The organism is Nocardioides cavernaquae (genome assembly GCF_003600895.1).
Taxonomy (GTDB): Bacteria; Actinomycetota; Actinomycetes; order Propionibacteriales; family Nocardioidaceae; genus Nocardioides; species Nocardioides cavernaquae.
In genome coordinates, this window is sequence record NZ_QYRP01000002.1 from 1,641,889 (window position 1) to 1,658,146 (window position 16,258).

Below are 16,258 nucleotides of genomic sequence, written 5' to 3' on the forward strand. Positions count from 1 at the left end.
ATGGCCCCGGCTGCCGTGCGCCCTTTTTGTGTACGGCGAGGTCGGGCCTACCGTTTTCGGAGGCACCTCTTGTCCACCCACCTCGCATCCAGCAGCGGAGAGGCGCTCAGCGCGACCGATCTCCACACCTTTGGCTACACCCAGCAGCTGGCCCGGCGTGTCGGCACCTACGCGTCGTTCGCGGCCGGCTTCTCGTTCGTCTCGATCCTGACCACCGTCTTCCAGCTCTTCGGCCTCGGCTACAGCTTCGGTGGCACCGCGTTCTTCTGGACCTGGCCCGCCGTCTTCGCCGGACAGATCCTGGTCGCCCTCTGCTTCGCAGAGCTGGCGGCGCGCTATCCGCTCTCGGGCGCGATCTTCCAGTGGTCGCGCCGCCTCGGCGGATCCGTGGTCGGCTGGTTCGCCGGCTGGACCATGATCGTCGCCCAGATCATCACCGTCGCGGCGGCCGCGATCGCTCTCCAGGTCGTGCTCCCCGCGGTCTGGTCCGGCTTCCAGGTCATCGGCACGGACCCCTCGGTCTTCTCCCCGGACGGCGCGACCAACGCGGTCTTCCTCGGCTGCCTGTTGCTGATCGCCACGACGACGCTCAACGCCGTCTCGGTCCACATCACCGCGGTCGTGAACTCCGTCGGGGTCACCTGTGAGCTGATCGGCATCGCGCTGCTCGTCGTACTCCTGTTCGGCAACGCCGAGCGCGGCCCGTCCGTGGTCCTCCACCACACCAACCTCGACGCCTCCACCGGCTACGTTGTCCCGCTGCTGATCTCGTCGCTCATGGCGGCCTACGTGCTGGTCGGCTTCGACTCCGCGGGCGAGCTCGCCGAGGAGACCCACAAGCCGCGCGCGACCACGCCTCGCACCATCCTGCGCGCCGTGGTTGCCTCCGGCATCGGTGGCGCGTTCCTGCTGCTCGCCGCGCTCATGGCGGCCCCCAGCCTGGCGCCTGACGACCTGGGCCTGGGCGGCCTGCCCTACGTCCTGACCAGCCAGCTCGGCACCTTCTGGGGCAAGGTCCTGCTCGTCGACGTCGCCCTGGCCGTGTGCGTCTGCACCCTCGCCATCCAGACCGCCGCCGCGCGGATGATCTTCTCGATGTCGCGCGACGACGTGCTGCCGTTCTCCTCGGCGCTGCGCAAGGTCTCACCCCGCACCGGCACCCCGGTGCTCGCCACGGTCGTGCCCGGCGTCGGCGCCGCGATCTGCCTGCTGGTCAACGTCAAGAACGCTGGTCTGTTCCTCGGCCTGTGCAGCGTCTGCATCATGCTCATGTACATCGCCTACCTCGCGGTCACCGGCTCCATGCTGGTGAGCCGCCTGCGCGGGACGCTGGAGACCGGCGGCGTCGACGAGAACGGCAAGCCGCTCTTCTCGATGGGCCCGAAGCTGGGCCTCGTCGTCAACGTGCTGGCCGTCGCCTACGGCGTCTTCATGGCGATCAACCTGGGCCTGCCGCGCGCTGACGTCTACGACCCGGCCGGCGAGGGCTGGTACCTCCACTACCTCCCGCTGGTCACCCTCGCCGTCACCTTCGGCGCGGGCGCCATCGCGTACGCCGTGAAGCGCGAGAGCTATCACGCATCGGTCCTGCCGGTGATCGCTGCCGAGCCCGTCCGGGCGTACGCCGAGGAGTCCTGATGAGCCTCTACGCCCACGAGATCCCGGGCGGAGCGGCCTGGTCGACCCCGGTGCGTGCCGGCCGGCTGGTCACGCTGACCGCGCTCGGCGACGACGCCAACTGCAGCACCCTGATCGTCGGTGCCGACCGGGTCGACCGGATGAACATCCCCGACACCCTGAAGGCGCAGATGTCGGCGCGGATCCTCCCGCCGATGGTGCTCATGTCCGACCGGGGCCTGGCGCTCGCCTCCGTCGTGGCATCCAGCCTGGACTGGCACGACTGTCTGGGCGGCTTCGGCCACGACGCCCACCTGGCCAGGTTCGGCCCGAGCAGCTACCAGGCCGACCGCAACGAGTGGCGGCGCTCGGCCCACACCGGCCTCGTCACCGAGCTCACCAAGCACGGCCTCGGCGAGCGCGACCTGCATGCCCCGGTCAACTTCTTCAGTCGGGTCTCGATCGGGGAGGACGGCTCGTCGCTCTCCTTCGCGCCCGGTCACTCCGTCGCAGGTGACACCGTCACGCTGCGCACGGAGCAGGACGTCCTGATCGTGGTGAGCACGGCTCCGCATCCGATGTCGGTTGCCGCCTACGCCCCGGCCGGGGTACGGGTCACGGTCGACACCGCACCGGTGGTGGGTCCCGACGACGCGTCGTACGTGTTCCGGGCGGAGTCCGCGCGGGCGCTGGAGATGACGCGGAGGGCCGTGGCATGACCGCGGTGCACACGAGCCCGGCCGTCGCGGCCGGGCCGGCCGGCAACCCCGCGAACGGCCCCGTCCACGACGCCACCATCGGGTCCGGGGACGGTGCCCTGGTGCGCGTCCCCGCGGGCGGGCGCCTCCGGATCGTCGACCTCTTCGGCAACCAGGCAGCCGACACGCTGCTCTACGACGCGGACGACATCGACAACCGCTACTCGGCGTTCGACACCATCAGGGAACAGGGCGCGGTCTTCCTGACCACCGGCTCCCGCTTGCTCTCGACCCGCCTCGACGAGCTCGCCGTGATCACCGATGACACCGTCGGGCGCCACGACACGATCGGTGGCGCCTGCGCGCAGGAGAGCAACGTGATCCGCTACGGCGAGCACGTGCGCCACCAGCACGCGTGCCGGCAGACGTTCCTGGCCTACGGCGCCGCCGCGGGCATCGGGCAGCGCGAGCTGGGCCACAACATCAACTTCTTCATGAACGTGCCGGTCACCTCTGCGGGTGGGCTGCAGTTCGACGACGGTCTCTCCGCACCGGGGAAGTACGTCGAGCTGACCGCCAGCCGCGACATCTGGGTGCTGCTCTCCAACTGCCCGCAGCTCAACAATCCCTGCAACGGCTGGGACCCGACGCCGCTGCAGCTGCTGGGGTGGTGGTCGTGATGGCGGCCACCAAGGTGACCGTGGTCGACGCCGGCGTCCAGACCACCGTGCAGGACATCGACGGACGCCGCGGCTACTGGGACGTCGGGGTGCCGCCGTCCGGGGCCTTCGACGAGTTCACCTTCGCGCTGGTGAACGCGGCAGTCGGCAACCCGGACACCGCCGGCGGACTCGAGTGCGTGGTCCGGGGACCGGTGCTCGCCTTCGACACCGACACCCTCGTCTGCGTCGGTGGCGGGTTGACCGACGCGTCGGTGGACGGCTGGCCGCTGTCGCCGGGTGAGGTCCGTCGGGTGCGCGCCGGAGCGGTCCTCGACGTCGGTCCCGTCGACGGCCCCGGCATGCGCGGGTACGTCGCGGTGCAGGGCGGCATCGACGTGCCCCGGGTCCTCGGCAGCCGTGCCACCTTCATCCTGGGCGGCTTCGGGGGCGTCGAGGGCCGCCCGGTGCTCGATGGTGACGTTCTTCCGCTCGGCCGCCGGGAGAACCTGGCGGCCCCGGTGGAGGTCGTCGACCTGCTCCCGGCGTTGGGCGGCGAGTGGGAGCTGCGCGTGATCGCGGGTCCCCACGGAGCCCCCGAGCACCTGACGGTCGAGGGCGTCCGGGAGCTCTTCGCCACGAGCTGGCGGGTCGACCACCGGGCCGACCGGACGGGCGTGCGGCTGGTCGGGCCGATGCCCGGCTGGGCGCGCACCGACGGGGGCGAGGCCGGGCTGCACCCGAGCAACGTGCACGACTCGGCCTATCCGGTCGGAGGGATCATGCTCTCGGGTGACACCCCCGTCATCGTCGGCAAGGACGGCCCGTCGCTGGGAGGGTTCGTGGTGCCGGCAGGCGTCATCGGCGCCGACCTGTGGAAGCTGGGCCAGCTCCGGCCGGGCGACACCGTGCAACTGGTCCCTGTCGCGCCGGACGACGCAGAGGCCGCCATGCGCGAGCGGCGGGCCCTGCTCGATCTCGTGCGCGGACTGGGGGATCGCAAGCCCTGTGCGCAGATCACGCCCGTGCAGGGTGGGGCTGAGGGTCCGGCTGAGGGTCCGGCTGGGGATGGCCGCACAGCCCCGGAGCGCATCACCTGGGACCGGCCCGCGCAGCTGGCCGAGCGGCCCGCGGCGGGCCACCACCCGGCGTACTCGATCAGGCGGTCGGGGGACCGGCACCTGCTGCTCGAGGCCGGCCCGTCCTCGCTGGAGCTGACCGTGCGGGTCTGGATCCACCTCCTCGCCGAGGCGCTGCGGGCCGACCGCCCGGACGGTGTCGCGGAGATCGTCGAGGGCGTCAGGTCCGTGCTCGTCAAGGTCGACGACGCCGTCCTGCGGCTGCCCGACCTGGCCCGGCACCTGGTCGGTCTCGCGGCCGACCTCGCCGACCCCGCGACCGTCGTCCTCGACGTGCGCGAGGTGACGATGCCGATGGCCTTCGACCATCCCGAGGCCCACGAGGCGATGCGGCGCTACCAGTCGGTGAACCCGACGGCGCCGTGGAACCCCGACAACGTCGAGTTCATCCGCCGGGTCAACGACCTGCCGCAGCGCGACGACGTGTTCGGCGTGGTCACCGAGGCCACCTATCTGGTGGTGGGGCTGGGCGACGTCTACCTGGGTGCACCGGTGGCCGTGCCGATCGACCCGCGCCACCGGCTGGTGACCACGAAGTACAACCCCGCGCGCACCTGGACTCCTCAGAACGCCGTCGGTATCGGCGGCATCTACCTGTGCATCTACGGGATGGAGGGTCCCGGCGGCTACCAGCTGGTCGGTCGGACCGTGCCGGTCTGGCGACTGATCGCGGAAGATCCGGGACGCGACCCGAAGCCCTGGCTCCTGCGCCAGTTCGACCGGATCCGGTTCGTTCCGGTGACCGCGGAGGAGCTTGCGTTGCAGCGCGCGGAGATCAAGGCCGGAGTCCGGGACCTCGACATCCGGCCGGCGACGTTCTCGGTGGCCGAGGTGGCTGCGCTCGAGGAGGGCGCGGCCGACGAGATCGCGCTGGTCCGGGCTCATCGCCGGGCCGCGTTCGACGCGGAGCGACAGAGGTGGGTCTCATGAGTGACCAGCCGACGTTCATCCACCGGCTCTCGGATGCCGAGGTGGCCGCCTTCGAAGCCGCCGCCCCGGATGGTCCCCTGTCCGGAGTCACCTTCGCGATCAAGGACAACATCGACCTGGTCGGGGTGCCGACCACAGCGGCCGACCCGCGGCGTACGACGCCGGCGGCCGCGTCCGCGACCGCCGTCCAGCGGCTGCTCGACGCCGGCGCTGTGCCCGTGGGCAAGACCAACATGGACCAGTACGCCACCGGCCTGGTCGGCACGCGCTCGCCGTACGGCGCCTGCCACTCGGTCTTCTCCCCGGAACACGTCAGTGGCGGATCGAGCTCCGGGAGCGCAGTGGCAGTGGCCTCCGGCGATGCCGAGGTGGCGCTGGCCACCGACACCGCAGGGAGTGGTCGGGTGCCCGCTGCATTCAACGGGCTCGTCGGGCTCAAGCCGAGCAAGGGGCTGGTCCCGACGACCGGCACCGTCCCGGCGTGCGCATCGCTGGACTGCGTCACCGTCATGACGCGCACCGTGGCCCGGGCCCGGGAGGTGTTCACCGTGATCGCGGGACCCGACGCGGCGGATCCCTGGTCGCGCGCCGTGCCGCAGCGCCCGACCCCGGCGCGACCGGTGATCGCGGTGCCCGTGGGGGACCTCGATCTCGACCCGCCGCACCAGGTGGCCTGGGAGGCCTCGGTCGCCCGCGCCCGGTCGCAGTGGGACGTGGTCGAGCTGGACATCGCGGCGTTCCTCGACGCGGCCACGCTGCTCTACAGCGGCCCCTGGGTCGCCGAGCGGCGGCTCGCGTTCGGGGAGGCGCTCACCGATGATCCGGAAGTTGACCCCGCCGTGCGCGAGATCGTGGCGGGTGCTCCGGACCTGTCGGCAACGGACGTCTTCGCGGCCTTCCACCGGCTCGCGGCGCTCGATGCCTCATCACGCCAGGCCTGGCAGGTGGCCGATGCCCTGCTGCTGCCCGTCACGCCGACCCACCCCACGTTGGCCGACGTCGTTGCGGATCCGATCGGGGTCAACACCCGGCTCGGACGCTTCACCAACATGACGAACCTGCTCGACCTGTGCGCAGTCGCCTTCCCCGGCCCTGTGCGCGGCGACGGGCTGCCGTTCGGGGCCCAGCTGCTGGCTCCCGCGGGAGGGGACCTTGCGCTGCTGGACCTCGCCGCGGCGTGGGGTGGGGAGCAGGTCGACGAAGCCGCGGCCGAGGATCGCGTGGAGCTGGTCGTCGCTGGTGCGCACCTGGCCGGCGAACCACTCAACGCGGACCTCGTCGCGCGTGGTGGGGTCTTCGTCCGGGCCGCGCGGATGGCCCCCGACTACCGCATGTACGTCGTCGACGGCCCACTCCCGCGGCCCGGGGTGACCCGGCTCCCCGCCGCTCAGGCGGGAGCCCCGAGTGCGCTGGAGGTCGAGGTCTGGTCGCTGCCGGCGGCAGCGCTGTCCGGGTTCCAGGCGACGATCGCGCCGCCGCTCGGCCTGGGGCAGGTGGACCTGGATGACGGCACACGCCTGCTCGGCTTCCTCTGCAGTGCCGACGGGGTCGACGCCGTCCGCGACATCACGACGTACGGCGGGTGGAGGGCGTGGCGCGCTTCCGTCCGGTGAGGCCGAAGGGCGTCTTCTTGACGCTCGTCCAGAAAACGCAGGTACCTACGTAGGTAGTTACCCCGTCGTGCCCTGCTGACCGCGGGCTGATGCTGAAGGTGGGGAAGGAACCACCGACCTGGTCCGGATCCTTTCGAGGATCCGGACCACGAGCAGCAGGGACGAGCGGGGGAAGAACGATGATCGACTGGGATTCGCCGACGTGGGGCGGAGGCGTCCACTACGCGTCCAACGGCTCCTGGGTGCCGGACGCCCACCACGACGCAGAAGATCACCGGGACTGAGCCATGCCGCTGCGCTGTCCCGACATGCTCGTCGAGCTCTCCCGTGAGCTGGACGCACTCGCCAGGAGCGAGGAGGACGAGGCCGCGTTCGAGGCAGCCCGGGTGCCGTACTGGCTGCCCGTGCCGCCGTCGGTCGCAGCCCACCGCCGTGCGGCGCAGAAGATGCACGACGTCGCGCGACGTCTGGAGGCCGAGGCGCGGTCCTGGCAGCTCGCGACCTGAGGCTCGTGACCTGAGTGGGTGTCTGGGTCGCCTTTCCGGCTGGTCGAGCGGGAGGGGCTCGACCAGCCGGGAAGCCGGCCCAGACAGCCACCGCCCCAGGGGAGCCCTAGCGGGACGGATGAGGTCCGTCGGGCGATGGCCGCGTGCCGTGCGCGTGCCACGCCACGATCTGTCCGCGCGAGCGCAGGCCGAGCTTGACCAGGATGTTCTGCACATGGCCCTCGGCGGTGCGGAGCGAGATGACCAGACGCGTCGCGATGTCCTTGTTGGTGAGGCCGGCGGCGACCAGCGCTGCGACTTCGGCCTCACGCCGCGTCAGCGGCGAGGGCGCATCGGGATCGCGGGCCGGCGCGGCGCTGTCGGTGTCGAGGGCGAAGTCCTGGGCCTCATCGAGCGACAGGGCGCGCCCAGCGGCGTACTCGCTCTCGAACTGCGCCGGGTCGAGGGCGTCCCGCGTCGCGGCCAGGTGTCGGTCGTGGGGCCCAGCCACCGTGGCGAAGTTCTGAGGCGAACCGCCGATCGACTCGTAGAGCGAGTCGGCTGCCCCGAAGAGCCGAGCGGCCCGTGGGAAGCGCCCCTGGCGTTCAGCGATCCAGGCCAGGGTGTCCACGCCGAGAGCGATCGCGAGCCGGTTGTCGAGGCGCCGCTGGATCTCCAGTGACTGCTTCGCGGTCTCGTCGGCCCGCTCCAGTCCGTCGCGGGCGACCTCGATCTGCGCGACTGACCAGAGGGCGTAGGCGCGCCAGAACTCCTCTCCGCGACTGGTGGCCGCGGTGATGCACTCATCGAGCACGGCGAGGCCTTCATCGGCATCACCGGGTCGGCCCCGGAGGCCGATCGACATCCCGAGGATGAACAGCGTGAAGAACTCGCCGCGCACGTCGCGGATGGCGCGGAACTCCCCAAGGGCCTGCGACATCAGGGTCGATGCCTGGTCCAGGTCTCCGGTGAAGCACGCCGCCATGCCCCAGGCATGGGTGACGTACGCCGAGGCCCGGCGGCTGCCGGTGGCAGCAGCTGTCTCGCCGGCCTCGACGATTGCAGGCAGACCCTGCTCGGGATCGCCCTGGAGCAGGGCGTACCAGCCGCTCATGCGCAGCGCCTCGGCCCGCTCGGCGGACGGGCTCGTGTCGATGGCGAGAGCCTGGGCGAGCCATCGACGCATCTCGGTGTGCAGGCCGCGCATCCCCCAGTAGTCGTCGAGACACGTGGCGATGCGGAATCCTGCGGCGACCTCGTCCGGGCTGCTCAGGCAGTAGTCGAGCGCGACCCGCAGGTTGGCGTGCTCGCGGTGGAGCCGGGCGACGAGGGCGACCTGGTCGGGGCCCTCCCAGGTGTCCCGGCAGGTCTGGGCGAGCTGGGCCAGCCAGTCGCGGTGGCGACGTGCAGTGGCGCGGGCGTCTTGCTGGTCGAGCCGCTCGGCACCGTACTCGCGGAGCGTTTCGAGCATGCGGTAGCGCATCGAGCCGCCGAGCTCGTCGGCGATCAGGATCGACTTGTCGGTGAGGGAGTCGATCAGGTCGAGGACGTCCTCCTCCTCGATCCCGTCGCCTGCACACACGTGTTCGGCCGCCTCCAGGTCGAATCCGCCGGAGAAGACCGATGCCCGCGCCCAGAGCAGCTGCTCCTCGGGAGAACAGAGGTCGTGACTCCAGTCGACCAGTGCCCGCAGCGTCTGCTGGCGCTGCGGGGCATCCCGGTTGCCCTGGGTGAGCAGCCGGTAGCGGGCATCGAGCCGCTGCTCGATCTGGGCGGGGGAGAGGACCCGGATCCGGGCGGCGGCGAGCTCGATCGCGAGCGGCAGGCCTTCGAGTCGTTTGCAGATCCGGGCGATCGGGCCCGCGTTCTCGTCGTTGAGGGCGAAGGAGGGCTTCGCCGCCGTGCCCCGTTCGGAGAAGAGGTCGGAGGCCTCGTGGACGTCCATCGGCGGGACCTGCATGGACACCTCTCCTGCGACGCGGAGCGACTGCCTGCTGGTGGCCAGGACCTGGACCTGGGGACAGGCGCGGGTCACCCGTTCGACGAAACGACCGCACTCCTCGACCAGGTGCTCGCAGTTGTCGAGGACCAGCAGCAGCTGTCGGTCGGCCAGGTGGGCGATGACCAGCTCGAGCGGATCGCGTCCGGACTGGTCGCGCAGCTGCAACCGCTCGGCCACCGTGAGCTCGAGCAACGCAGGGTCGCGCAGGTCGGCGAGGAGCACCACGCAGACTCCGTCGTGGTAGGCCCGCCGGACCTCGGTCGACAGGCGCAGGGCCAGCCGGGTCTTGCCGGCGCCACCGGTGCCGACCAGCGTGAGCACCCGGGTCGTGCCGAGCAGCCGGCGCGCTTCGGCGAGCTCGTGTCGGCGGCCCACGAAACTCGTTGGGGTCGCCGCGGGCAGATCAATGACCTCGATCGTGGACATGGCACTTCGACACTACTCCCGGGCGCCCGGGCTGTCGGGGGAGTTCACCTGATCGCAACTGTGTGATCGACGAACCCGTTCGTCGTCGGTCGGTGACCACTGCGACGATGGTCGGGTGGAGTCGACCGCTGCCCGGGAACGCGAGCTGATGCACAACATCGGGCGCCGTCGGGCCCGGGCGATCTGGGGCGTCGCCCTCGCGGCGTACGTCGTGGCGATCTTCCACCGCAGCTCCCTCGGTGTGGCCGGCCTGATGGCAGCTGACCGCTTCGACATCTCGGCGACCGAGCTCGCCGCGTTCACCGTCCTCCAGCTCGCCGTGTACGCCGCGTTGCAGATCCCGGTGGGTGTCCTGCTGGACCGTTTCGGGTCACGCCGGATGCTGATCGCCGGGCTGCTGCTGATGACCGCGGGCCAGCTGGCGTTCGCGTTCACCACGACCTTCACCGCCGCCGTGGCGGCTCGCGCGGTGATCGGCGCGGGCGACGCGATGATCTTCGTGAGCGTGCTGCGGCTCGTGGCGGTCTGGTTCTTCGTGCGGCAGGCGCCGATGGTCGCGCAGCTGACCGGGCAGCTCGGGCAGGTGGGCGCGATCGTCGCTGCCGCACCCCTGTCGATCGCCCTGCACGCGTTGGGCTGGACCCGTGCCTTCGCCTCCTTCTCGCTGGTGGGGGTCCTCGTCATCGTCGGGGTCGCACTGCTGGTCAAGGACTCGCCCTACCGCGACGTGCAGCGGGAGCGCACGAAGCTGCGCGCGCTGGCCCGCTCGTTGCGGGTGATCTGGGACCACCCGACCACGCGCCTCGGCATGTGGTCGCACTTCACCTCGCAGTTCGGCGCGACGGTCTTCGGGCTGCTGTGGGGTTTCCCGTTCCTCGTGTCCGGGCAAGGACTGTCCCGGGGCATGGCCAGCGCGCTGCTCATGGTCATGACGGGCTGGATCGTCGTCGCCGGCCCGGTGCTCGGTCGGCTGGTCACCCGACACCCCTACCGGCGATCGCAGATCGTGCTGGTCGTGGTCGCGGCCAGCGCGCTCGCGTGGGCAGTGGTCCTGCTCTGGCCGGGGCAGGCACCGCTCTGGCTGCTGGTCGTCCTCGTCTGCGTCGTCGCGACCGGCGGCCCGGCCTCGATGGTCGGGTTCGAGCTGGCCCGCACGCTCGCGCCGGTCTCCGCGGTCGGCCGGACCAACGGGCTGGTCAACATCGGCGGGTTCACTGCCTCGCTGCTGACGCTCTGGCTGATCGGTGTCGTGCTGGACGTCGTCGAGCCGGCCGGCCCGACGGCCTACGACCTGGCGGACTTCCGGATCGCGATGTCGGTCCAGTACGTCCTCTGGGCAGTCGGTTGCGTGCAGATCGTGCGCTACCGCCGGCGCTCGATCACGCACATGGAGACGCACCACCCCGAGGCCCTGCTCGCGATGCAGCGAGGTGAGCCAGCCGCCCACCTCGGCTTCCGACCCTCCCGGCGTCATACGGACGGTGCCAGCTAGAGCTCCCTCTGCATGACGTCCCGTGAGGTGTGATCCGGACCTGGCCGCCCGGTGTTGGAGTGTCGTTCACGCTGAGGTCGACCTCCGGTCGGGCGTTGCTCGTACGGTCCGATCGTGCTGACCCGTGGCCTCGCCGGCTCCTTCCTGGTCCTCGTCGGAGGGCTGGTCGTGTCGACCCTTCCGGCCTCCTCCTTCCTGCTCCAGAGCGAGCAGCTGGTCGCGCTGCGCAGCCACCAGACGGGCCGGATGCTCGGACTGACGATCGTCCTGGTCGGCCTCGGCATGCTTGCCGCCGCCTGGCTCTCGCTCTGCCGCTACCTGGCGCGCACGGACCTCGCCGATCGCGCGGACGGGGTCGCGCTGGTCCGCCAGGCGACGATCCTCTGGTCGCTGCCGCTGCTGATCGCGCCGCCGCTGTTCTCCCGCGACGGGTGGAGCTATGCCGCCCAGGGCGTCCTGACCCGCCTCGGCGTCTCCCCCTACGAGCATGGCCCGGGCGTGCTCGCGGGGCCGGTCGTCGAGGCCGTGGACCCGCGCTGGATGGACACGATGACGCCCTACGGGCCGCTGCCTCTGGCGCTCGGCGACATCGCCTCGCGCTTCACGAGCAACCCGTGGCTGCTGGTGATCGCCCACCGCGGCGTCGCCCTGATCGGGCTCGCCCTGATCGCCTGGGCGGTCCCGCGGATCGCGATCTGGACCGGCGTCCGTCCCGCCCTCGCCTCGGCGGTCGCGATCGCGTCGCCGCTGATGCTGGCCAACGGCGTCGGCGGTCTCCACAACGACCTGTTGATGGTCGGGCTGATGGCCGCTGCGCTGGCGATCGGCATCGAGCGGGGCTGGGTCTGGGGTTCTGTCGTGGGTGGCCTCGCTGCTGCGGTCAAGCTCCCCGGCGGCCTGATCTGCATCCCGGTCGTCCTGGCCGCCCTCCCGGCCGCCGCTGGCCTGGTGGAGCGGGTGAAGCGGCTCGGCGCGAGCGCCGCGGTCGCGGTCGGCACCCTGGTCGGACTCGGTGCGGTCTGGGGCCTCGGCATCGGCTGGATCAAGGCCCTCAGCGTTCCGGCCACCGTCAACACGCCGCTCTCCGCGCCGACGGTCGTCGGCGGCGTCCTCGACTGGATCAACGGCGGGATCGGCCTCGGGCTGGCGCCGGCCACCTTCCTCGACCTGATCCGCACCCTCGCGTCCGCTGCATCGGTCATCCTCATCGGCTGGGTGGCGCTGCGCTGGCCCACGGGGGACCGGCTCCGCGCGGTAGAGGCGACCGTCGTCCTGATCGGCGGCCTGCTGCTGCTCAGCCCGGTCGTCCACCTCTGGTACCTGCTCTGGATCGTGCCCTTCGCCGCCACCCTGCGCCTCCCGCGCGGACTGACGCTCCTCGTGCTCGCGGTCTCGGTCGTTGCCGGCCTCGTCGCGCCGCTCGACTCGTCGCTGCACGGCGCCTACCTGCTCATCGTCATGGGGTCGATGTACGTCGCGCTCGCGGTGCCGTTCCTGCTGCTCACGCGGCGCGGTCGTGAACGCATGCGCCACATCGCCGAAGCCGACTGGCTCCCGGTCCCGTGAGCATCGAGCCGGTCGTCCCCAGCCGCCGAGAGGCCAATTCTGGTGCGCCGAAAGGTCAGGTCTGGTCGGCCGAACAGTCAGTCCTGGCACGTCGAAACGTCAGTTCTGGTCGACGCCTGCGCCCACTGCTGATCCTCGCGGCACTGGTCGGCATCTGGTGCGGCTACCGCGCGCTGAGCGGCGGCTTCGTCGACCTCGCGGTCTACCGCTTCGGCGGCATCGCGGTGCTCGACGGCCCGCGCCTGTACGCCGAGGGCACGCCGGGCACCGGCCTGCCCTTCACCTATCCGCCCTTCTCGGCCCTCGCGATGGTGCCGCTCGCGGTCCTGCCGTTCGCGTTGCTGGTGGCGGTGTGGAACGCGGCGAGCGTGGTCGTGCTCGGACTCGTGGTCGACCGGTTCCTGCGGGTCGCCCGCTCGGTGCCGGTCTCCCCGCGACTGCTGGCCGCCGTGACCGCGGGGGCGCTGGTGATCGAGCCGGTCTGGTCGAGCCTGGCCTTCGGCCAGATCAACATCTTCCTGCTGGCACTCGTGGCCTTCGACCTGCTCCGGTCCGATCGCCGCCACGCGGGCTGGATGGTCGGTGTCGCCGCCGGGCTCAAGCTCACCCCGCTGCTCTTCCTGGTGTTCCTGCTGCTGATCGGGCGGTTCCGGGCCGCACGCACCGGAGCGCTGGCCTTCCTCGCCACGGTCGGCGTCGGCTTCGTGCTCGTCCCCGGTGCTTCCTGGACCTACTGGACGAGCCTGCTGTGGGATGCCGGGCGCGTGGGCGGCGTCGCCTACTCCGGCAACCAGTCGGTCATGGGTGTCCTCTACCGGGTCACCGGCCACGAGCCCGGCACGGTCGTGTGGTTCCTGATCGCCGGTTCGCTGGCCGGGCTCACGCTCCTGGTCGCCGCGCTCACCTGGCGCCGCGGCCGACCCGAGCTCGCGGTCTGCACCGCCGCGCTGGCGATGCTGATGGCGTCGCCCATCTCGTGGAGCCACCACTGGGTCTGGGCGGTGCCGCTCGTGCTCGTGCTCTGGCCGGTCTCGCGCGTGGTCGCAGTCCTCGCTACCGCGCTCTTCGCCAGCTCGGTCATCTGGGTCCCGCCGCGCACCGGGATGCAGGAGCTGGCCTGGACCCCGGCCGAGCAGGTCTACGGCAACAGCTACCTGATCGCGGCGCTGCTCCTCGCGGCGTACGTCGGGTGGATCGCGCTCCGTCGCCCCGCCTCCCGATAGTCCCCCACCACAGGACTGTTATCGGACCGTGATTGGGGTCCTCCTGTTGGGGACCATCCGGGAAGAGCATGCTGGCCTGCATGAGGGTGGGAGTTCCGAGCGAGGTCAAGAACAACGAGTACCGGGTCGCGATCACGCCGATCGGCGTGCACGAGCTGGTCGCGCACGGGCACGAGGTGATCGTGCAGTCCGGCGCCGGGATCGGATCGCAGATCCCCGATGCTGAGTACGCCGCGGCGGGGGCCCGCCTCATCGACGACCCCGACGAGGTCTGGGACAGCGCCGAGCTGGTGCTCAAGGTCAAGGAGCCCGTCGCCGAGGAGTACCACCGGCTGCGCGAGGGGTTGGTCCTGTTCACCTACCTCCACCTTGCCGCCGACCGGGCGCTGACCGAGGAGCTGGTCAAGCGCAAGGTCACGGCGATCGCCTACGAGACCGTGCAGCTGCCCTCCGGAGGGCTGCCGCTGCTCTACCCGATGTCCGAGGTCGCGGGCTGCCTCGCGCCCCAGGTCGGCGCGCACGCGCTGATGAGCCCTGAGGGAGGCCGCGGAGTGCTCCTCGGCGGGGTCGGTGGCGTCGCGCAGGCCAAGGTGGTCGTCCTCGGCGCCGGTGTCTCCGGCCAGAACGCCGCCAACATCGCCCTCGGCATGGGTGCCGACGTGACCCTGCTCGACACCGACCTCGACAAGCTGCGGATGTCGTTCTGGCGCTACAACAACCGGGTCCACGGCCTCGCCAGCTCCAAGCTGGCCATCGAGCAGCAGGTGCTCGAGGCCGACCTGGTCATCGGTGCCGTGCTGATCCCGGGAGCGCGTGCGCCCAAGCTGATCAGCAACGACCTCGTGTCGCGCATGAAGAAGGGCTCGGTGCTCGTCGACATCGCGATCGACCAGGGCGGCTGCTTCGAGGACTCACACCCGACGACGCACGCGGACCCGACCTATCGCGTGCACGACTCGGTCTTCTACTGCGTGGCCAACATGCCGGGCGCGGTGCCCAACACCTCGACGTACGCGTTGACGAACGTGACGCTCCCGTACGCCGTCGCGCTGGCCGCCAAGGGCTGGAGGCAGGCCTGCGTCGACGACGCTGCGTTGGCCCTCGGGCTCAACACCCACGCCGGCGAGCTGGTCTACGCACCCGTGGGGGAGGCCCACCAGCTGCCGAGCACGCCCCTCGCCGAGGTGTTGTCGGCCTGAGCCAGGTCGGCGTGCAGGTCGACCATCGCGTCGATCGTGGCCGACCACGGGAACTGCTCGGCGCGGGACCGTGCGGCCGCCCGACGGGCGGCGACGTTGCGCGACGCCAGCCGCAGCACGGCGTCGGCCAGCGAGGCCGGATCGGGGTCGCCCCAGGCTCCCGAGGTCATGTCGATGAGCTCGCTCGCGCCGCCCGTCCGGGCGGTGACGACCGGCGTGCCGCAGGCGAGCGCTTCGAGCACAGCGAGCCCGAAGGTCTCGCCCGGGCAGACGGAGAGGGCGATGTCGGCGGCAGCGATGCGCCGGGCGAGCTCGGCGCGACCGGCGACGTGGCCGTGGAAGCGGACCGGTGCGTTGCCGGCGATCTCCTCGAGCTCGTGGCGGTGCGGGCCCTGGCCGAAGACGTCGAGCACGACAGGTACGCCGCGGCGGTGCAGCTCGACAGCGGTCGCGACCGCCAGGTGGGGGGACTTCTCGCGGGAGAGCCGCCCGACGTGGACGAGCTTCAACGGCCGGTCGCCGCCGCGACCGGAGGCGGACAGGACCGTGCCGCCGATGACCGGGGCCGGACGGAAGGTTTCCAGGTCGACGCCGAGCGGGACCTGCACGACCGGGGTGTCGGACGCAGCGGCGGCTTTCGCGAACTCGCGGCGGGCATAGCGGGAGGTCACCACGACTGCGTCGAACTGCCGGACCAGCACGCGGTTCCACAGGCCGATCGAGACCTTCGCGCCGGTGTCGAGACCGGTCCGCATCGCCAGCATGTCGTCGAGCCGCTCGTGGCTGAAGAGCACCGAGGCGACGTCATTGCGGCGGGCCCAGCGAGCGACCGGCAGCAGCGTCGCCTTGTCGTTGATCTCGACCGACGTCGGACCGAACTCCTCGAGCGCATCGATGACGCGCCACGGCTCCACGATCAGCCGGTAGCCACCGCCCACACGGGGGGCGCGCAGCTGGACGACGACGCCGTCCTCGGTCTCGAGCCGCTTGTCGACCGGGCCGGGCACCACGAGGAGTCGCTCAGCGCCCGCGGCGACGTACCCGGATCCGAGTGCCGCCACCGCGGTCTTCATTCCCCCGGACGAGGGACCGATGAAGTTGGCGAGCTGGGCGATGCGCATGACTTCGATGATGACTCGCTCTCATGAACGGATGGTGAGGTGAGGGTTGCCCGCGCATGGCCACCCTCCCGATCTGCGGCCGCCATCT

12 protein-coding genes are annotated in these 16,258 nt (G+C 71.3%); 10 read left to right on the plus strand and 2 right to left on the minus strand.

Annotation, left to right across the window (positions count from 1 at the left end; translation table 11 throughout):
- Positions 1-69: 69 nt before the first annotated feature.
- The 6 genes from D4739_RS08010 (at position 70) to D4739_RS08035 (ending at position 7,162) form a co-directional block, all read left to right on the plus strand.
- Positions 70-1,638 (plus strand): APC family permease, encoded by a 1,569-nt coding sequence (locus tag D4739_RS08010; protein WP_238473570.1) that lies wholly within the window; start codon positions 70-72, stop codon positions 1,636-1,638.
- Positions 1,638-2,336, plus strand: a complete 699-nt coding sequence (locus tag D4739_RS08015) for a DUF1989 domain-containing protein (protein WP_120060097.1) — start codon at positions 1,638-1,640, stop codon at positions 2,334-2,336. The genes D4739_RS08010 and D4739_RS08015 overlap by 1 nt, the downstream gene beginning before the upstream one ends.
- Positions 2,333-2,995 carry a DUF1989 domain-containing protein gene (locus D4739_RS08020; protein WP_120060099.1) on the plus strand — a complete coding sequence of 221 codons (663 nt, stop codon included), beginning with the start codon at positions 2,333-2,335 and terminating at the stop codon, positions 2,993-2,995. The genes D4739_RS08015 and D4739_RS08020 overlap by 4 nt, the downstream gene beginning before the upstream one ends.
- Positions 2,995-5,043 (plus strand): 5-oxoprolinase/urea amidolyase family protein, encoded by a 2,049-nt coding sequence (locus D4739_RS08025; RefSeq protein WP_120061804.1) that lies wholly within the window; start codon positions 2,995-2,997, stop codon positions 5,041-5,043. Before D4739_RS08020 ends, D4739_RS08025 begins: the two co-directional genes overlap by 1 nt.
- Positions 5,040-6,656, plus strand: coding sequence for an allophanate hydrolase (atzF, locus tag D4739_RS08030; RefSeq protein WP_120060101.1), 1,617 nt, complete (start codon positions 5,040-5,042; stop codon positions 6,654-6,656). Before D4739_RS08025 ends, atzF begins: the two co-directional genes overlap by 4 nt.
- 287 nt (positions 6,657-6,943) lie before the next feature.
- Complete coding sequence (locus D4739_RS08035; protein ID WP_120060103.1) at positions 6,944-7,162, plus strand: hypothetical protein; 219 nt, start codon at positions 6,944-6,946, stop codon at positions 7,160-7,162.
- 106 nt (positions 7,163-7,268) lie between these two features.
- Here D4739_RS08035 and D4739_RS08040 read toward each other — a convergent pair whose 3' ends face one another.
- Positions 7,269-9,569: an ATP-binding protein gene (locus tag D4739_RS08040; protein ID WP_120060104.1), complete on the minus strand. Its 2,301-nt coding sequence runs from the start codon at positions 9,567-9,569 to the stop codon at positions 7,269-7,271.
- Positions 9,570-9,684: 115 nt separating this feature from the next.
- Here D4739_RS08040 and D4739_RS08045 point away from each other — a divergent pair, with 115 nt between their 5' ends.
- From D4739_RS08045 to ald, 4 genes are all read left to right on the plus strand, one after another.
- Entirely contained in the window at positions 9,685-11,061 is a 1,377-nt protein-coding gene (locus tag D4739_RS08045; protein ID WP_238473571.1) for an MFS transporter, read from the plus strand.
- 114 nt (positions 11,062-11,175) lie between these two features.
- Positions 11,176-12,627: a polyprenol phosphomannose-dependent alpha 1,6 mannosyltransferase MptB gene (gene mptB / locus D4739_RS08050; RefSeq protein ID WP_120060106.1), complete on the plus strand. Its 1,452-nt coding sequence runs from the start codon at positions 11,176-11,178 to the stop codon at positions 12,625-12,627.
- The gene (locus D4739_RS08055; RefSeq protein WP_120060108.1) at positions 12,624-13,850 is read left to right on the plus strand and encodes a glycosyltransferase 87 family protein; all 1,227 of its coding nucleotides are present in this window, start codon (positions 12,624-12,626) and stop codon (positions 13,848-13,850) included. Before mptB ends, D4739_RS08055 begins: the two co-directional genes overlap by 4 nt.
- Positions 13,851-13,930: 80 nt before the next feature.
- Positions 13,931-15,049 (plus strand): alanine dehydrogenase, encoded by a 1,119-nt coding sequence (ald, locus tag D4739_RS08060; RefSeq protein ID WP_120061806.1) that lies wholly within the window; start codon positions 13,931-13,933, stop codon positions 15,047-15,049.
- Here ald and D4739_RS08065 read toward each other — a convergent pair.
- A complete protein-coding gene (locus tag D4739_RS08065; RefSeq protein WP_120060110.1) occupies positions 14,983-16,170 on the minus strand; it encodes a glycosyltransferase in 1,188 nt (395 codons plus the stop codon). The two genes, ald and D4739_RS08065, sit on opposite strands and share 67 nt — an antisense overlap.
- Positions 16,171-16,258: the final 88 nt, after the last annotated feature.

Coding starts and splice junctions, on each gene's coding strand:
- D4739_RS08040 (WP_120060104.1), bottom strand. CDS start 9,569: ATGTCCACGATCGAGGTCATTGATCTGCCCGCGGCGACCCCAACGAGT.
- D4739_RS08035 (WP_120060103.1), top strand. CDS start 6,944: ATGCCGCTGCGCTGTCCCGACATGCTCGTCGAGCTCTCCCGTGAGCTG.
- ald (WP_120061806.1), top strand. CDS start 13,931: ATGAGGGTGGGAGTTCCGAGCGAGGTCAAGAACAACGAGTACCGGGTC.
- D4739_RS08065 (WP_120060110.1), bottom strand. CDS start 16,170: ATGCGCATCGCCCAGCTCGCCAACTTCATCGGTCCCTCGTCCGGGGGA.
- D4739_RS08020 (WP_120060099.1), top strand. CDS start 2,333: ATGACCGCGGTGCACACGAGCCCGGCCGTCGCGGCCGGGCCGGCCGGC.
- atzF (WP_120060101.1), top strand. CDS start 5,040: ATGAGTGACCAGCCGACGTTCATCCACCGGCTCTCGGATGCCGAGGTG.
- D4739_RS08025 (WP_120061804.1), top strand. CDS start 2,995: ATGGCGGCCACCAAGGTGACCGTGGTCGACGCCGGCGTCCAGACCACC.
- D4739_RS08015 (WP_120060097.1), top strand. CDS start 1,638: ATGAGCCTCTACGCCCACGAGATCCCGGGCGGAGCGGCCTGGTCGACC.